This is a genomic window from Bradyrhizobium sp. USDA 3650, assembly GCF_054057395.1.
This window is the reverse complement of sequence record NZ_JBSRZG010000001.1, coordinates 5,050,643-5,066,808: the sequence shown is the minus strand read 5'-3', so window position 1 is coordinate 5,066,808 and position 16,166 is coordinate 5,050,643. Positions and strand designations below refer to the sequence as shown.

Sequence of the window (16,166 nt, the reverse complement as noted above, 5' to 3'; positions counted from 1 at the left end):
TAGCCGTATTAAGGCCATGATGGGGCAGTACTGCTTCTAGGAAAGCCTTCTGCCTGTCCGTGTGTCAGAGAAGGTCCAACACACACCATAATACCTTCTCAGATGCGTCAAGTTACGACCGACAGTCGCCTCCCTACGGGCCAGCGGAACGCCCTCGTCGTTGCGGCTGGTCTGCCTTGTCAGGCGGTCGGGTGCCAACACAAGGCCACGCGCTGGTCAAACCTCTGCGGCCTCTGCGAACGCCAGTTCCTTGAGGACATGAAGCCCGTCTTTGGCAAGCCAACCAAAGAACAGCTTGCCGTTGCTGAGGCCGTGGTCAGGGAGCATTTCTCCGACAAGATCGCCAACGGCATCTTTGACGACTGGTCATCGCAGATCGGCAAGATGCTCTCCCGCCCGCTGGCGCTGCTCCCTGCGCCAATGGCTTTGAAGCGCCGTCGATACCCAAAGCAACGGTATGACGCCCTGCTGGCCTTGCGAACACGGGATCGGGGAGTGCTGACCCGGCGAGGAGTGGTCAACCTGCTCGCATTCGCGCTCGCCGTTGATGCCCTGATCACGCCGACCATCCCTCAACCTGTTCGCAACGACTACATGATCGCGCTGTTGGGCCAGCGGTTCATGCGGCGGGAAGTTTATAGCCGAACGATCATGCGTTACCGCAGTCGCCGCGAAAAGACCGGCGTCATCCGATACGGCCCCAACGGGCCTGCGGAATTGACGCGGGTCGTAGAGGAGGAAGTCCCCACCAAGGAATACTGCCGCATCCGCCGCGCTGATTTGCGATACGTCGGGAGGCGGCTGTGGAAGATCATGGAGAAGATGCTGCTGTCGGGAGGCAGGAACGGTGCTGACTGGTCCGACATGAAGGAGAAGGTCGCCACGGCTGGACATGCCCTAGACAGGCCAGAGAAGCCCGCACAGCGCGGCAGCGTCTCACCAGCACCCCACCAGCGCTAGACTCGTTCGCGCACCAGTGACTCCCACAGAGTCGTATGTAGCCAAGTCAATAAGCAAAGCCGATGGTTGATGACGATGCGCAAGACGCGGCCCGACGCGAGGCAGACGCGCTGGACTTCTCCCGCCCACTCGACGTGCATCGGTCGTCGGACTTTCCTGAGGCCGATGCTTTCGTCGATGACGTATACGCCCGGTGTCAGAACCGCATGGACACCAAAATCGAGCGGAAGCACTTCAAGGTGGTCCTGCTCGATCTGTATGTCGCATGGCTGATGCACCCGGATTTGAAGATCGCCGTGGCGATGGGAGCCACCGCCTACAAACCCAAGAGCCGGTACAACGCCCTGCGCATCTCGAAGAAAGTGACGGATGTTGTCCGGCTGCTCGATGACGCCGGTCTCATCCACGTCAAGCGCGGCTTCTATGCCAGAAGCGAGGAAGTGGGCAGTGGGCGGCTCACCCGTATCTGGCCTTCGTCGGAATTGATTGCCCTGTTCAAGGGCTGCAATCTCGACAGCTATAAGGTCGGGAAGGCCGCAAATGAAGAAGTCATCATCCTCAAGAACACGAAGCGCCAGATCGTTGAGTATGACGACACACCGGAAACCTGCCAGATGCGACAGGTGGTCCGCGACTACAACGATTTGCTCGCTCGCCACTTCATTGACATCAGGCAGCTTAACGAGCCGTGGATACCCCTGAGCAACGGATCACGCTTGGTCATCGGCCCTGCGAGGCAGCGGGTACACCGGGTGTTCAACCGTTCCAGCTTCTCCGATGGTGGCAGGTTCTATGGGGCTTGGTGGCAGAAATGCCCGAAATCATGGCGACGGGAAATCTTCATCAATGACGCCCCGACGATTGAGCAAGACTATTCCTCGCTGCACATCGCTCTCCTCTATGCCCGGAAGGGAATCAACTACTACACCGACCATGAGGGCGATGCCTATCAACTGGACACACCCTCGTTCCTGACCACACCACAGGAGACAAGGAAATATGCCAAGGCCCTGACGTTGATCGCCATCAACGCCAAGAACCCTAGAGCAACCTTCAACGCATTTCGGAGCCAGCGGAGGAAGAAGGGCGACCAGCAGGGCGGCAGCTTGAAGGACAAGGAACTATTGGTGTTACTGGATGGGATCAGACGCAAGCACCCTGCCATTGCTGATGACCTTGCATCGGATGCGGGCATTCGGATGATGAACGACGACAGCAGGATCACGGAGCATGTGATCAGGAGGTTCACCGAGCGGGGGCTGCCTGTCCTGACCATTCACGATAGCTACATCGTCTATTGGCAGTCTCATGACCTGTTAGAGCAAGTACTGAACGAAGCGTTCTCGATGGTCACAGGCATGACAGGGATCAGGTCTGAGCGAACCGGAGTGGCTGGTGATCTATCATCATGGGAGACGGACAAGCTTCCTCAGGAAGCAATGACGATGAGCATGGGATACATGGATCGATTGCTCAACTGGATGATCAACGGCAATCACGGGAACATGGGTCAGAGGCTCATAGGAGAGAGCCTGATGCCTCTCCTGAGAGAAATGGCAGACGAGTAGGCTGGCTCACCATTCTTACAGGTTCCATCATGATCATGATCCATTGATGTAGGCGGAAGTTAACCCGGTAGACCAAGTAGACTGGCTCTCACAGACTCTCTCTTCCTCCTCCATTACTAGAACCTTTTTGCTTGCGACCAGTCCGCCCCGTGGATGTCACGGTTCCAATTTCAGGATCGTCGGTATCTTGCAGCAGCTCGGATTGCAGGTCAGAGGGGCATAGAGCACCGACTTGCCATAGCGTCAGAGGGCCAGCGGAGGCCGTGGAGTCGTTTGCGTCAACCTGCGAGCCGGGTGCGGCGACAGGCAAAAACTCACCAATGGACTCCGTAGGACTCTGAGGGGGCAAGCTCGCAGGTCTCGATCAGACCATCATTCCTTACCCCATGAGCGCACCGCCACTTGCTTCTCCCATGCCCGAATAGCGCGAGGACATAGGTCAGCCTCCACCGAGCACGATGACTGCCTCTTTCTCCCTGCTCTCAGAACTGATACATAGTGGGCGAAAGAGCGAAGCGGTTTCGGTGAACCGTTACGGCTCAGTGCGGGAAAAAAGCTCCTTTCGTGGTCATCAGACCCGTTAGCGCCGTTCCAGCACATGCTGCCGTAGCTCAGTGGTAGAGCACTCCATTGGTAATGGAGAGGTCGACAGTTCAATCCTGTCTGGCAGCACCATTCCCTGGCTCAAATCGCACATGAAGCAGCTTTCTCGCGGCATGAGATGCCCGAGTTTTGCTTTTACCTTGGCCCTCCTCTGTGAAGAGGGCGCAGGGAAGACCGGGTGCCGGCTGGCACCCGCGGTCCGCTGCGCAAAGATGTAGCGCAAAGAGACCGCACAGCAGCATACAGGTGACGCCGAACACTCGGCCTTCCCTGCGCAGTGGGTTGACGGCTTATGCCGCGCTCTCCCCGGCGACGAGTTCCTTTTTGTCACCGTCGCCTTGCGAATTAACAATGCATTGAGACCCGGTTGAGCCCCGATCCATCTCCGCAAGGCTTGACCGTAGCAACGACGGCCAGGACCACACGATTTTGCCGTACGCAGCGATCCGGCTTCGCCCAGAGGCTTCGCCGGACACAGGCGCCGTTCGTCCGCACGCTAGACAAGACCTCACGAGGTTCATCTCGCCCTGGTCCCGCCTTCGCATGCCCGACGCAGCCGCGTCCACCGCACCCCGATCCACGTTCGTTACGACGGACGATCGCCCCTCTCCCTGGACCGGGATGGCGGATTGATACTGCGATTCCGAATTTCGGTAAAGTGGAATATTTTTGTGAGGGAGGGTTGACGGGGTTTTGCGCGAGGCGGGTGTTTTGCCCGACGGGTCGTCGCCCTTGGCTGCGCGTACTCCTTTCGCCATTATCGGTGGATCCAAGATGCAATCCTGGGACAGGAATTCCTCAGCGCATTGCGAGCAACAAGAATTCGACAATCTGGAATAGTCGAAATGGCGTGGGAAAAGATCGTCAAGCGAATTGGGGTGGGTTGTTGCCCAGAATGTCAAAGCCCTGGCTTTGACTATCAAGAAGGCGCAGATCCTCACGACGACGAAAGAGCCGCGGTTCGATGTCCGAACTGTGGATGGAAAGGGATGCTTGGCCAAATGCGAATCATTCCGGAGCCGGGCCCAAAATGGGGCATCGCAAAAAATGAGTGACGTGAAACGAACGTCATTGATCGCCCTGCTCGCGCGATTGGTGGGCTTCGCGCCTGGCGGAGCCGTTCTCGGATTCGCGGCTATGCTGATCGGGACCTCGGTTCTGAGTCGCGTAAAGGGAGGCATTCACAGCGATTGGACGCTCGTTGTGCTCATTGGTATCCTCGTTTGCTTTGCTCTGGGTGGAGTTGCAGGGGCCAAAGGAGCCACCCGCCTCGTCAAGTCCTGGCGCAGCTAAGGAATTGTTCGATGGCCAAGCATGCATAACGGGTTTCGCAAGTGCTCTGCCATCCTACGCACTGTCCTCACCCAATTTCTGTCCGGTGAAGCGATCGTCGGAACGGCGCAGCCGCCGGCAGAGTTCGCGATTGATGTTCTGCAGGACAATCACATAGGCGTGGATATCGGCCTTATAGCAGGCGTAGAGTTTCTGGGCGGTCAACTCATAGAGCACCGTCGGACTCTCCGCGACCACCGTGGCAGAACGATTCTGCATTTCGATCAGCGTCATCTCGCCGAAGAAATCGCCGGGCTCCAGAACGGAGATCGGGATAACGGTGCCCGCATTCGCCCGTTTGCTCACCGCCAGCCGACCGGATTTGACGATGAACAACGAGCGTCCGGGCTCGCCCTCCGTCACGACGGTTGCTCCGGGATCAAATCGGCACTCGACCAGCATCGACATCAGGAGATCGAGACTTTGATCCGGGATACCGCCGAAGAACGGTGTGGCGAGCAGGAATGCTTTCAGGTCGGGGGCGCTGACAGCCATCGCGGAAGGTTACGCCCGGTCGCTGACTGCGGCAAGCGGAGTAGCCTGCTCCGTCATTGCGAGCGTAGCGAAAGCAATCCAGAATCTTTCCGCGGAGGGACTCTGGATTGCTTCGTCGCAAGTGCTCCTCGCAATGACGAGTTGAGAGAGCTTCGCCTCTTGAGCCCAGTCAGCTACTGCCGCGCGACACTTTCCCCCCGCAGCGCCCTTCGCTTTCGCCACACTTGCAGGTCAATCATGACCTTCACGGTTGCCACGAGGATCAACACGCACAGCGCCGCCTTCGAGATCGTCTCCATCGTCCCCTCGATCAGCAGGCAATGGGCCACGCTGCCTGCGACGATGACGATCGCGAGCGGAATATGGACGATGCGCCAGGTGCGCAGCCGCAATCCCAAGCGCCGGCGTAGCAGCGCGAGAAGCGCGACGGTGAAGATGGCCCACATCGCGGTCACGCCGAAGGGGGAGAACGGCGTCGGTGATGTATAGGTCAGGGCGTCGATCATATCGGGCGGGCTGGTGATCCAGAGGCCGGCGACATGGATCACGACCGCCAGAGCGAGCGCGCCGCCGATCCAGTGATGGGCGCGCCGGCCGCGATAGGCCGATAGTCCCGGCAGATATCCGCCGATCAGCAGGGGCTGAACGAGCACGAGACCGAGCGCGATGATCCCGGCGAAGCCGGCGAGGATGTAGACCGGGCCGCGCCATGCGAGCTGCTCGCTTCCCGCAGCGAGCGCGATCGGCACGCCAATGGCCAGGGCGAGGGCGACCCAGAGCAGGGTCGCCCGGGCCGATCTCCGCCCGTTCATCTCCAATGCGATCAGGCCGGCTGCAGAACGAAGTGCGCCTCGAGGCTGGTTTCCTTTGCGCTCCGCATGATCGGCCGCAGAAAGACCGTCTTGAACTCACCGCTGTCATAGGCGAGGTGGCCATGCGGCTGGCCGAAGATGGGAATGATCTGCGGCATCTCGAGCCGGAACTTGCCGTCCTTGTCGGTGAGCGTGGCGCCATGGCTCTGCGGCTCGTGCTCCTGCCCTTCGGTGGTGTGCGCCCAGATCTGGATGCGTTGGCCTGCGAGCGGCGCCCCGTCGCCGGCGCGGCGCACGGTGCCGCTCATCCAAAAACCGCCCTTGCCGATCCGCTCCACGATCGCCGCGCCCTTGCGATAGTTGTTCGCCCCGCCCGACATCGTCTCGGTCGGCGCGAGGCCGTCCGCGCGGGCAGGCAACAGCAGGCCGGAGGTTCCGGCTGCCAGGATGGAACCGCCGGCGACGAGGAGGTTGCGGCGACTGAGTACGACCGAGGTCATGTCATTCCTCCTTGCGACGGCGCGATTGGCGACCAGACGATTTTCTGCACTGAGGTTACAACAACCAGCGCGAGGTGCCCAGTGGAGGCGAGGCGCATGATCGGTCGCAATGACGGTGTTGTGAACGGGGGTGCAGGCCGCTCGCACACGCCATCAATGATCGTCTTCTTCCTTCACCAGCGTCAACAAGCGAAGCGTCAGGAACGTGAATACGGCGACCGTCACCGCGACATCGTAAGCGCCGAGCCCGACGGAGACGCCGATGGCGCCGGTCGCCCAGAGGCTCGCGGCAGTCGCGGTGCCCTGCACCGAAGTCCCCTGCTTGAGAATAGCGCCACCGCCGATGAAGCCGATGCCGGTGATGAGGCCCTCGATCACTTTTGCCATGCCGTCAGGCGAATGCACGAGCAGGCTTTCGCTGGCCTGCACGAAGCCGCAGCTTGCCATTGCGACCAGCGGAAAGGTGCGCAAGCCCGCGCTTCGCGCCCGCTTCTCGCGGTCCCAACCAATGGGAACGGCGAGCGCGAAGGCCGCAGCCAGCGCAACGACATGAACGCCGATGTTGAATCTGTCCAAAGAAAGGCCCCGAAACGAAAATCGTCGCCATCGATCAAACCGGCCGGCAACGCCGCAATGCGGCCCGCGGTTTCAGTGCAGGCGCATTTGCCGCATGCGTCAGCAGCAAGGACTTCGCCTCCGCGTAAGGGAGGCGGCGCAGCATCATGATCGTTTCGGCTGGTATTCCTGCGGCCGGCCCCTACATGTCGAGTTCACTTTCCCATCGCACGCTCCATCCGGACCCGCCCATGATCCCCTTCTCCGTGCTCGACCTCGCGCCCATCCGCCAAGGCGGCGATGCGTCGCAGGCGTTTCGCAATTCGCTCGATCTCGCCCAGCATGCCGAAGGCTGGGGCTACAAGCGGTTCTGGCTGGCCGAGCATCACAACATGACGGGCATCGCGAGCGCGGCGACGTCGGTGGTGATCGGGCATGTCGCGGGCGGCACCAAAACCATCCGGGTCGGGTCCGGCGGGATCATGCTGCCGAACCATTCGCCGCTTGTTATCGCCGAGCAGTTCGGCACGCTGGCCTCGCTCTTTCCCGGGCGGATCGATCTTGGGCTCGGCAGGGCGCCGGGCACCGACCAGTTCACCGCGCGGGCGCTGCGGCGCGACCTCGCCACCAGTTCCGAGAATTTTCCGCAGGACGTGCTGGAGTTGCAGGCGCTGCTCGGCGACGTGCAGCCGAACCAGACGATCCGCGCCGTGCCGGGCATGGGGACGAAGGTGCCGCTGTGGATCCTGGGCTCCAGCACCTTTGGCGCGCAACTCGCAGGCATGCTCGGTTTGCCGTTCGCGTTCGCCTCACACTTCGCGCCGCAAATGATGATGCCGGCGCTGCGGGAGTACCGCGCGCGGTTCGAACCCTCGGCACAGCTGGACAAGCCCTATGCGATGGTTGGGGTCAACGTGTTCGCCGCCGATAGCGAGGCGGACGCGCAGCGCATGTTCTCATCGCTGCAGCAGCAGTTCATCAATCTGCGCCGCGGCACGCCCGGCCCGCTGCCGCCGCCCGTCGACGACATGGACGCGCTGTGGTCGCCGGCGGAAAAGGCGATGGTCGGCCAGTCGCTATCCTGCTCGGCGGTCGGCTCGCCTGCCGTGGTGGAAGAGAGGCTGAAGGCACTGATCGCCGACACCGGCGCGGACGAACTGATGACGACGGGGCAGATCTACGACCACGCCGCGCGGCTGCGCTCTTTCGAGATCGCGGCTGGGGTGCGGGATCGGCTGGCGGGGTGATCAGGCCCTGATTGTTGCGGCGAGACAGTGCGCTCCCTCCCCCGCTTGCGGGGGAGGGAGCGGGTGTATCCGCCATGGGACAATCCCCTAGAGGAGAGAGCCCTCACCCCGACCCTCTCCCGCACGCGGGAGAGGGAGCGCACTGAACTCGTGGCGAGCCTCGAGCGCCCTAATCCGGAAAGCCGAACAGCTTGGCCGGATTGTGCACCAAAATCTTCTCCAGCTCCGTCTGATCGGCTGCGTAGCGGTACATCAACTCCAGCAGATCGGCGTCGTTGGGCGGTTGCTTCACCGAAACCGGGTGCGGCCAGTCGCTGGCCCAGACGCAGCGGTCGACGGCTGCCTCGATATAGGCGCGCGCGATCGGGATGACGTCGTCGTAAGGAGCACCGAGCTTCGAGGTCTTCTCTCCGAGCGACAGCATCACCCAGAAATTGCCCTTGGCGAGCAGCTCGAGCATCTTGCGCAGGTTCGGATCGTTTTTGCCGGCTTCCGGATCGGGCCGCGCCATGTGGTCGATCAGCACGGGCACGTCGAGATTCTCGTACTTGGCGACGCTCGACATGATGCCGTCCTTCTCCGGCTGGATCTTGACGTACCAGCCGAGCTCGCGGATGCGCGCAATGGCGCGGGCGAAATCGGCATCCGACAGCACGGCGCCGAGCTCCTGGCGGAAGCTGAAGCGCGCGCCGCGCACGCCGGCGTCGTGCAGTTTTGCGAGATAGGAATCGTTCGCCTCGGCGAACACCAGCGCGTTGGCGCAGCCGCGATAGTTCGGGCCCATCGCGGCGAGACCGTCGAGCACGACGGCATGATCGGCGCCGTAGGTGGTGGTCTGCACGATGATGCCGCGCTCGATGCCGAGCGTCTTGTGCACGCGCAGCGCTGCTTCCCAGGTCGCGGTCGGCATCCGATAGGCAGCACCGGGACGCTCCGGATATTTGTCGATGGGGCCGAGCACGTGAAACTGGCTGTCGACGGTCTTGGGCGGCGGCGCCTTGACCGGGCGGCGCGGGTTCGGGTCGAACGGCAGATAGGTCGGCATGCGGCAGGCTCCCTCAGTCGATCATTGCGGTGAAGTCGCACTGCACCAGTGCGCCGCCATCCATGTTGTCCATCGGCAGCGCGTGGCGCGCCGGGCGCGAATGCTCGTCCGGAAACATCTTGAGCCACTCGACATTCACGGGCCCGCGATTGCCGCGGTCCTTCAGCCACACCGTCATCTTGATGATGTCGTCGGTGGTGCCGCCGGCGGCCTCGACCGTCGCCTTCATATGCGCGAACATGTTGGCGCATTGCGCGTCGAGACTCTCGGGCATCGCGCCAGCCGCATCGCGGCCGAGGATGACGCCCGACATCACGAGATTGCCGATGCGGCAGGCGTTCGGAATCGGGTTGGCGTGCTTGAAGCCGCCGATATGGATGCTCTTGCGCCGCGTGTGACCGGTCATGATGCGCTCCCTCTTGCTTATTGGTTCAGACGAACTGGCACGACACCGAGCCGAACGCGCCGTAGTCGGCATGAAACGTGTCGCCGCGGCGGATGTCGACCGGCCGCGTGAACGATCCCGCCAGCACCACCTCGCCGGCGGCGAGATGCTCGTCATGCGGCGCAAGGCGGTTGGCGAGCCAGGCAATGCCGTTGGCGGGATGATTGAGGACGCCGGCGGCGAGCCCGGTTTCCTCGACCTCGCCGTTGCGGAACAGCAGCGCGCCGATCCAGCGCATGTCCGCGTCCATCGGGCGGAACGGCCGGCCGCCGAGCACCAGCGCGGCGTTCGCCGCGTTGTCCGAGATCGTGTCCATGACCTTTCGTGCCTTGCCCGTCTGGGGGTCGACGCGGTGCATGCGCGTCTCAAGAATCTCCAGCGCCGGGGTGACGTAGTCGGTGGCGTTGAGCACGTCGAAGATGGTGCAATCGGGCCCGCGCAGCGGCGCCTTCAGCACGAAGGCGAGCTCGACCTCGATCCGCGGCGCGTGAAAGCGGTCGAACGGAATCGGAGTGGCATCGGCATAGAACATGTCGGCGAACAGCACGCCGTAATCGGGCTCGGAAATGCCGACCGCGTTCTGCATCGCCTTCGAGGTCAGGCCGATCTTGTGGCCCTTGATGACCCGGCCGCGGCCGAGCTGAAGTTTGGTCCAGGCGCGCTGAACGGCATAGGCATCCTCGATGCTGAAATCGGGATAGTCTTTGGTGAACATCGTGATCAGCGTCTTGGTGCGCTCGGCCTCGTCGAGGCGCGCGGCAAGGCGTTCGATCGTGGCGGCATCCAGCATGGCTCAGCTCTCCGCCGCGACGGTGTTGTGCAGCACGCCGATGCGGCTGGATTCGACCTCGACGACATCGCCGACCTTGAGCCAGCGCGGCGGGTCGAAGCGGGCGCCCGCCCCGGTCGGCGTGCCCGTCACGATCATGTCGCCGGGCTTGAGGGTCGCGAAGGTGGAGAGATAGGAGATCAGAAAGTCGAACGGGAACATCAGCCGCTCGGTGGTGTCCTGCTGCCGCACCTCGCCGTTGACGCGCGTGGTGATGTCATGGGGCCCGCGCGGGTCGAGTTCGTCCGATGTGACGATCCACGGGCCGATGCTGCCGGAGCGGTCGAAATTCTTGCCTTGCGTGACGTTGAACTTGCCGTGGCGCAGCCAGTCGCGGATCGTGCCCTCGTTGCACAGGGTCATGCCGAAGATGTGCGACCAGGCCTTCTCGCGCGGGATGTGGCGGCCGCCCTGGCCGATCACGATGACGAGTTCGCCTTCGTAATCGAGCTGCTCGGACACATGAGGCTTCTCCAGCGGCTGACCGGAGCCCGTCATCGAGGACATGCTGCGCACGAACAGGCTGGGATATTTGGGCAGGTCGGAACTGTCTTTATACTCCGCATTGCGCTCGGCGTAATTGACGCCGATGCACCAGAGCTTTTCCGGCGCCAGCACCGGCGGAAGCAGCACGAGCTCGTCGAGCGTATGATCCGGCTTTTGTCCGGCGACGGCTTCTTGCGCGTCGGCCAGCGCATTGGCCGCGATCAGCGCCCTCACATCGGAGAAGTCGCGGCCGATCCGCCGGGTCAGATCGACGACACCGCCTTCGATGGCGGCACCGTAGCGCGGCTCTCCGTCCACGAGATAACTTAGGAGTCGCATGGTCGTTCTCCAATGGTCTTGAGCCGCGCGCGGGGCAGCGCGTTCAGTCTTTCGATTTGGGAGTCTGGAACACGCCGCGCAGCGTCACGATCTCGCCGAGCCGGGCATAGCGCGGCCCGCCGATGCGCGCGATCGGATCGAGCGCCGCAGTCTCGACCTTGCCGTCGTTCACGAGGCCGTCGCGGAGGTGGAACATCACGACCTCTCCCACGATGAGACGGCTGCGGGCGTCGCCGAATTCGAGGCACTGCCGGAAGCGGCACTCCATCGCGACGGGTGCAATGCCAAGACGCGGCACCTTGATGCGCTCGCTCGGGATCGTCTCGAGGCCAAGCTCCGCGACCTCGCTGATCTCAGGCGGATGCTCGACCGACGAGTCGTGCACGGCCTGCATCAGCGGGGTATCGGCGATGTGGATGACGTATTCCTCGGTGTCGAGGATGTTGTGCGCGGTGTCCTTGTAGTCCGCGCCCTTGCGGCCGACGCTGATGGCCAGCATCGGCGGCTTCTGCGAAACGAAGGTGAAGGCGCTGAACGGCGCGAGGTTGAGCACGCCCGCGCGCGACAGGCTCGTCACCCAGGCGATCGGGCGCGGCACCACGATGCCGGTCATCAGCCGGTAGATGCGCTCGGCGCCGAGCTCGGTGGGGTCGATCCGCATCGATCAATCCGCCTTGATGTTGGCCTTGCGCACGATCGGAATCCATTTGGCGTCCTCGCGCGCGAGATAGGCCTTGAATTCGTCGGGCGTCATCGCGACGGCTTCACCGCCGAGCTTCTCGAACTTGTCGACCACGGCGGGATCCTTCAGGATCGCGGTCAGCGCCTCGTGCAGCTTGTCGATCACGGGCGCCGGCGTGCCTGCCGGTGCGAACAGGCCGGTGAAGGTCTGGCCGTCAAAATCCTTGTAGCCGAGTTCGGCGAAGGTCGGCACATCGGGCAGCGACTTCAGGCGGTGCGGGCTGGTGACGGCCAACGCCCGGAACAGGCCGGCCTTGATATGCTGCAGGCTGACCGTGAGCTGGTCGAACGCGAACTGCACCTGCCCGCCCAAGAGATCGTTGACCGCGGGCGCATTGCCGCGATAGTGCGCGGTCACCCATTGCAGGTCGAGGCTGGACTGCATCAATTCGCTGAGCAAATGGTTGGTGGTGCCGGGACCGGGCGAGGCCATCGTCAGCTTGCCGGGCTCGCGCTTGGCAAGTTCGATGAATTCCTTGAAATTCGTCGCCTGCACGGAAGGATGAACCTCGAGCACCAGCGGCGTCATCGAGATCGTCGTGATCGGCAGAAAATCCTTCTTCCAGCTATAGACGTCGCGCTTGTTGATTTCGGTCGCGAACAGCACCGGACCGTTGGCGCCGACGAACAGCGTGTAGCCATCGGGCGCCGATTTCGCGAAGGCCTCGCCCGCGATCATGCCGCCGGCACCGGCCTTGTTCTCGATGATGAAGGGCTGGCCGAGCTTTTCCTGGAGCTTGTCGGCGATGATGCGCGCGGCGCTGTCGACATTGCCGCCGGCCGGATAGGGCACGATCAGCTTGACGTTGCGCGCCGGCCATTGCTGGCCCGACGCCGGTCCCGTCAACATCGCCGCTGCGGCAGCTATGGCAATCCAGATTAATCTCATGTTAACCTCCCGGCGGCGCTTCCAATTTTACGTCGATTTGCCCGACGTCGTACACGGCATCTCGATTCGGAGCGCAATCTCCAGATGCGCGCTTTACCTGTCGAGGAAATTGTGGCGTTCTTGTCCATATTATGGACAAGACCACTTCGACGAAATCCGCTCGCCGCATGACCGAACCGCGACAGGGCGCGCAGGCGATCCGCCGCGCGCTCGCGGTACTGCGCATTCTCGCCGCGGGCCGGGAAGACGGCGTGCCGCTGGCCGAGGTGGTGCGCGCGACCGGCCTCACCCGCCCGACCGTGCACCGCATCGTCCACGTGCTGATCGAGGAAGGCATCGTCGAACGGCATGACCGAACCGGCCGCTACGCGATCGGCAACCAGGTGCCGGAGCTCGCGCTCGCACGGGCCCGGCCATCGCGGCTGCTGATCGCCGCCAATCCGTCGTTGCAACGCGCCTCCACCGAGATCGGCGACACGCTGTTCCTGACGGTGCGGACCGGCAACGACACGCTGTGCGTCGATCGCAGGATCGGAATCTATCCGATCCAGGTGCTGTCGATCGAGGTCGGCGCGCGCCGACCGCTCGGCGTCTCCAGCGCGGGCGTCGCCATCCTCGCCGCGATGCCGGCCCAGGACGCGCGAAAAATCGTCGCGGCCAACGAGAAGAGACTGGAGGCGTACCGGACCGACGCTGCGACGGTGCTGGGCCAGGTCACCGCCGCAAGACGGCTGGGATATGGCATGAGGGAAATTGGTCTCGTGCAGGGCACGAAATCGATCTCGACCTGGATCAAGACCCCCGACGGCCGCCCCGCCGCCGCGATGACCGTCTCCGCCGTTCGGACGAGGCTCGGCCCGCGCCGCGAACAAGAGGTCGCGGAGATCCTGCTGCGGGAGGCGCGGATCATCGAGCAGGCGATCCGGGGTTAGACAACGCTGTCAATGGGGCTGACGGTGCCGCTTCACCTCTCCCCGCTTGCGGGGAGAGGTCGGATCGCTCTTGCGATCCGGGTGAGGGGGTACAGGTCTCTCGACCATCTCGCGTGCGGAGAGAGGCCCCTCACCCCAACCCTCTCCCCGTAAGAACGGGGCGAGGGAGCGCACCGACGATACGGCGCTGTCAATGGGCTGACGTGGCACTCCGTTTTGTGGCACAAGAGCCGCCTCCCGCCGACCGAGCAACGAGGCCACGCATGCCCGCGCCAAAACCGCCCGCCTTCGAGACCCTGAGCCTGCATGCGGGCCAGCATCCGGATCCCGCGACCGGCGCCCGCGCGGTGCCGATCTACCAGACCACGTCCTACGTGTTCCAGGATTCCGATCACGCCGCCGCGCTGTTCAACCTCGAGCGCGCCGGCCACATCTACACGCGCATTTCCAACCCGACCACGGGCGTGCTCGAGGAACGGCTCGCGGCGCTGGAAGGCGGCGTCGGCGCGATCTGCACCGCGAGCGGCATGGCCGCGCTGCATCTCGCCATCGCGACGTTGCTCAATGCCGGTGACCATATCGTGGCGTCGAGCTCGCTCTATGGCGGCACCATCAATTTGCTGGCGCACACGCTGCCGCGCTTCGGCATCACCACAACGTTCGTGAAACCGCGCGATCTCGACGCATTCCGCGCGGCGATCAAGCCGAACACGAAGCTGGTGATCGGCGAGACCATCGGCAATCCCGGGCTGGAGGTGCTGGACATTCCGAAGGTCGCGACGATCGCGCATGACGCGAAGATTCCGCTGCTGATCGACAACACCTTTGCCACGCCCTATCTCAGCCGTCCGATCGAGCTCGGCGCCGACATCGTCATGCATTCGGCCACCAAATGGATAGGCGGCCACGGCATCGCGATCGGCGGCGCCATCGTCGACGGCGGCCGTTTCGACTGGCGTTCATCCGGAAAATTCGGCGTGCTGACCGAGCCCTATGGCGGCTATCACGGCATCGTCTTCGACGAGCAATTCGGCACCGCCGCCTTCATCATGCGCGCGCGCACCGAAGGCCTGCGCGATTTCGGCGCTTGTCTATCCCCGACCAACGCGTTCCAGCTGTTGCAGGGAGTGGAGACGCTCGGCGTGCGCATGGACCGCCACATCCAGAACACGCACCTCGTGCTGGAAGCGCTGAAAGCCAACAAGGCGGTCGATTGGGTGCTGCATCCCTCGCTGGAAGATCACGCGGACTACCAGCTCGCAAAACAGTTGCTGCCGCGCGGCGCCGGCTCGATTGTCTCCTTCGGCATCAAGGGCGGCCGGCCTGCTGGCCGCAAGTTCATCGAATCGCTGCGCATGATCAGTCATCTCGCCAATGTCGGTGACGCCAAGACGCTGGTGATCCACCCCGCCTCGACCACGCATCAGCAGATGGACGCCGAACAGCTCAAGGCCTCCGGCATCGGCGAGGAGCTGGTGCGGCTCTCGGTCGGCATCGAGACCGCAAGCGACATCATCGACGATCTCGCGCAGGCGCTGCGCATCTCGCAAAAGGTCTGACACCATGAAGCTCTCCGTCAACGGCGCCGAGGTGCTGGTCGCAACCGGCGGCCGCGACTTCGACAGATCCCTGCCCGCGGTCGTCTTCCTCCATGGCGCCGGCTTCGACCATTCGACCTGGGCGCTGCACACGCGCTGGTTCGCCCATCACGGCTTTGGCGTGCTGGCGCCTGATCTGCCCGGCCACGGCCGCTCGCCCGGACCGTCGCTCGGCAGCATGGCCGAGATGGCCGACTGGACGGCGGCGCTGCTCAATGCGGCCGGAGCGACGAAAGCGCATCTGATCGGTCATTCCATGGGATCGCTGATCTCGCTGGAGACGGCCGCACGTCATCCCGACAAGGTGTCCGCGCTCAGCCTGATCGGCACCGCCGCGACCATGACAGTCGGCCCGGATCTGCTGAAAGCGGCAGAAGCCAATTCGCAGGATGCGAACGACATGGTCTCGATCTGGGGCCTCGGCTTCAACGCCGAGCTCGGCGGCAGCCTCGCACCGGGCCTGTGGATGCATGGCGGGGCGCAGGCCGTCTTGAAACACTGCGAGCCGGGCGTGCTGTTCCGGGATTTGTCCGCCTGCAATGCTTACGCGAATGCGCTTGCCGCCGCCGGGAGCGTGAAGGTGCCCACGACGCTTATCCTCGGCGAGCGGGACATGATGACGCCGGTGAAGGCCGGCAAGGCACTCGCGGCGGCGATCCCGCATGCGAAGACCGTCGTGGTGCCGGGCGCCGGCCACATGATCATGGCCGAACGCCCGGATGAACTGCTCGCTGCGCTACGGAACTGACAGGATCAATCGTCCATCTTGCGCGTTGCGGTCAGATATCCC

Annotated in this window: 16 protein-coding genes and 1 tRNA gene; 7 read left to right on the top strand and 10 right to left on the bottom strand. The window is 63.3% G+C overall.

Translation table 11 applies throughout. The features are described from left to right. Positions 1–258 precede the first annotated feature (258 nt). The 3 genes from ACVIN2_RS23605 to ACVIN2_RS23595 all read left to right on the top strand — a co-directional run bounded on the left by ACVIN2_RS23605 (position 259) and on the right by ACVIN2_RS23595 (position 3,203). Positions 259–960 carry a hypothetical protein gene (locus ACVIN2_RS23605; RefSeq protein WP_456767376.1) on the top strand — a complete coding sequence of 234 codons (702 nt, stop codon included), beginning with the start codon at positions 259–261 and terminating at the stop codon, positions 958–960. 62 nt (positions 961–1,022) lie between these two features. After that, positions 1,023–2,528: a hypothetical protein gene (locus tag ACVIN2_RS23600; protein ID WP_456767375.1), complete on the top strand. Its 1,506-nt coding sequence runs from the start codon at positions 1,023–1,025 to the stop codon at positions 2,526–2,528. Between the two features lie 600 nt (positions 2,529–3,128). Beyond that, positions 3,129–3,203, top strand: a tRNA-Thr gene (locus tag ACVIN2_RS23595). 1,275 nt (positions 3,204–4,478) lie between these two features. Here the strand turns inward: ACVIN2_RS23595 and ACVIN2_RS23590 are convergent. The 4 genes from ACVIN2_RS23590 to ACVIN2_RS23575 all read right to left on the bottom strand — a co-directional run bounded on the left by ACVIN2_RS23590 (position 4,479) and on the right by ACVIN2_RS23575 (position 6,846). After that, positions 4,479–4,958, bottom strand: coding sequence for a Crp/Fnr family transcriptional regulator (locus tag ACVIN2_RS23590; protein ID WP_456767374.1), 480 nt, complete (start codon positions 4,956–4,958; stop codon positions 4,479–4,481). Between the two features lie 173 nt (positions 4,959–5,131). After that, a complete protein-coding gene (locus tag ACVIN2_RS23585; RefSeq protein WP_456767373.1) occupies positions 5,132–5,770 on the bottom strand; it encodes a ferric reductase-like transmembrane domain-containing protein in 639 nt (212 codons plus the stop codon). 11 nt (positions 5,771–5,781) lie between these two features. Continuing rightward, positions 5,782–6,270 (bottom strand): Twin-arginine translocation pathway signal, encoded by a 489-nt coding sequence (locus tag ACVIN2_RS23580; RefSeq protein ID WP_456767372.1) that lies wholly within the window; start codon positions 6,268–6,270, stop codon positions 5,782–5,784. A 153-nt stretch (positions 6,271–6,423) separates the two neighbouring features. Further along, on the bottom strand, positions 6,424–6,846 hold the full coding sequence (locus ACVIN2_RS23575; RefSeq protein WP_456767371.1) for an MgtC/SapB family protein: 423 nt from the start codon (positions 6,844–6,846) through the stop codon (positions 6,424–6,426). A gap of 230 nt (positions 6,847–7,076) precedes the next feature. On the opposite strand from ACVIN2_RS23575, the gene ACVIN2_RS23570 reads away from it, so the two are divergent. After that, on the top strand, positions 7,077–8,072 hold the full coding sequence (locus tag ACVIN2_RS23570; protein ID WP_456769791.1) for an LLM class flavin-dependent oxidoreductase: 996 nt from the start codon (positions 7,077–7,079) through the stop codon (positions 8,070–8,072). Between the two features lie 169 nt (positions 8,073–8,241). On the opposite strand, the gene ACVIN2_RS23565 is transcribed toward ACVIN2_RS23570, so the two are convergent. From ACVIN2_RS23565 to ACVIN2_RS23540, 6 genes are read right to left on the bottom strand one after another with little or no spacing between them, the layout of a single operon-like run. Then, on the bottom strand, positions 8,242–9,117 hold the full coding sequence (locus ACVIN2_RS23565) for an amidohydrolase family protein (RefSeq protein WP_456767370.1): 876 nt from the start codon (positions 9,115–9,117) through the stop codon (positions 8,242–8,244). 13 nt (positions 9,118–9,130) lie between these two features. Beyond that, a complete protein-coding gene (locus ACVIN2_RS23560; RefSeq protein ID WP_456767369.1) occupies positions 9,131–9,523 on the bottom strand; it encodes a RidA family protein in 393 nt (130 codons plus the stop codon). Positions 9,524–9,548: 25 nt separating this feature from the next. Further along, the gene (gene hpaH / locus ACVIN2_RS23555; RefSeq protein WP_106941135.1) at positions 9,549–10,352 is read right to left on the bottom strand and encodes a 2-oxo-hept-4-ene-1,7-dioate hydratase; all 804 of its coding nucleotides are present in this window, start codon (positions 10,350–10,352) and stop codon (positions 9,549–9,551) included. 3 nt (positions 10,353–10,355) lie between these two features. Next, positions 10,356–11,216 carry a fumarylacetoacetate hydrolase family protein gene (locus tag ACVIN2_RS23550; RefSeq protein ID WP_456767368.1) on the bottom strand — a complete coding sequence of 287 codons (861 nt, stop codon included), beginning with the start codon at positions 11,214–11,216 and terminating at the stop codon, positions 10,356–10,358. 43 nt (positions 11,217–11,259) lie between these two features. Next, complete coding sequence (locus ACVIN2_RS23545) at positions 11,260–11,877, bottom strand: flavin reductase family protein (RefSeq protein WP_247463402.1); 618 nt, start codon at positions 11,875–11,877, stop codon at positions 11,260–11,262. A 3-nt stretch (positions 11,878–11,880) separates the two neighbouring features. Beyond that, the gene (locus ACVIN2_RS23540) at positions 11,881–12,846 is read right to left on the bottom strand and encodes a Bug family tripartite tricarboxylate transporter substrate binding protein (protein WP_456767367.1); all 966 of its coding nucleotides are present in this window, start codon (positions 12,844–12,846) and stop codon (positions 11,881–11,883) included. Between the two features lie 131 nt (positions 12,847–12,977). Between ACVIN2_RS23540 and ACVIN2_RS23535 the strand changes: the two genes are divergently transcribed. The 3 genes from ACVIN2_RS23535 (at position 12,978) to ACVIN2_RS23525 (ending at position 16,124) form a co-directional block, all read left to right on the top strand. Next, entirely contained in the window at positions 12,978–13,778 is an 801-nt protein-coding gene (locus ACVIN2_RS23535) for an IclR family transcriptional regulator (RefSeq protein WP_456767366.1), read from the top strand. A gap of 263 nt (positions 13,779–14,041) precedes the next feature. Next, positions 14,042–15,337, top strand: a complete 1,296-nt coding sequence (locus ACVIN2_RS23530) for an O-acetylhomoserine aminocarboxypropyltransferase (RefSeq protein ID WP_456767365.1) — start codon at positions 14,042–14,044, stop codon at positions 15,335–15,337. A 4-nt stretch (positions 15,338–15,341) separates the two neighbouring features. After that, positions 15,342–16,124: an alpha/beta fold hydrolase gene (locus ACVIN2_RS23525; RefSeq protein WP_456767364.1), complete on the top strand. Its 783-nt coding sequence runs from the start codon at positions 15,342–15,344 to the stop codon at positions 16,122–16,124. Positions 16,125–16,166: the final 42 nt, after the last annotated feature.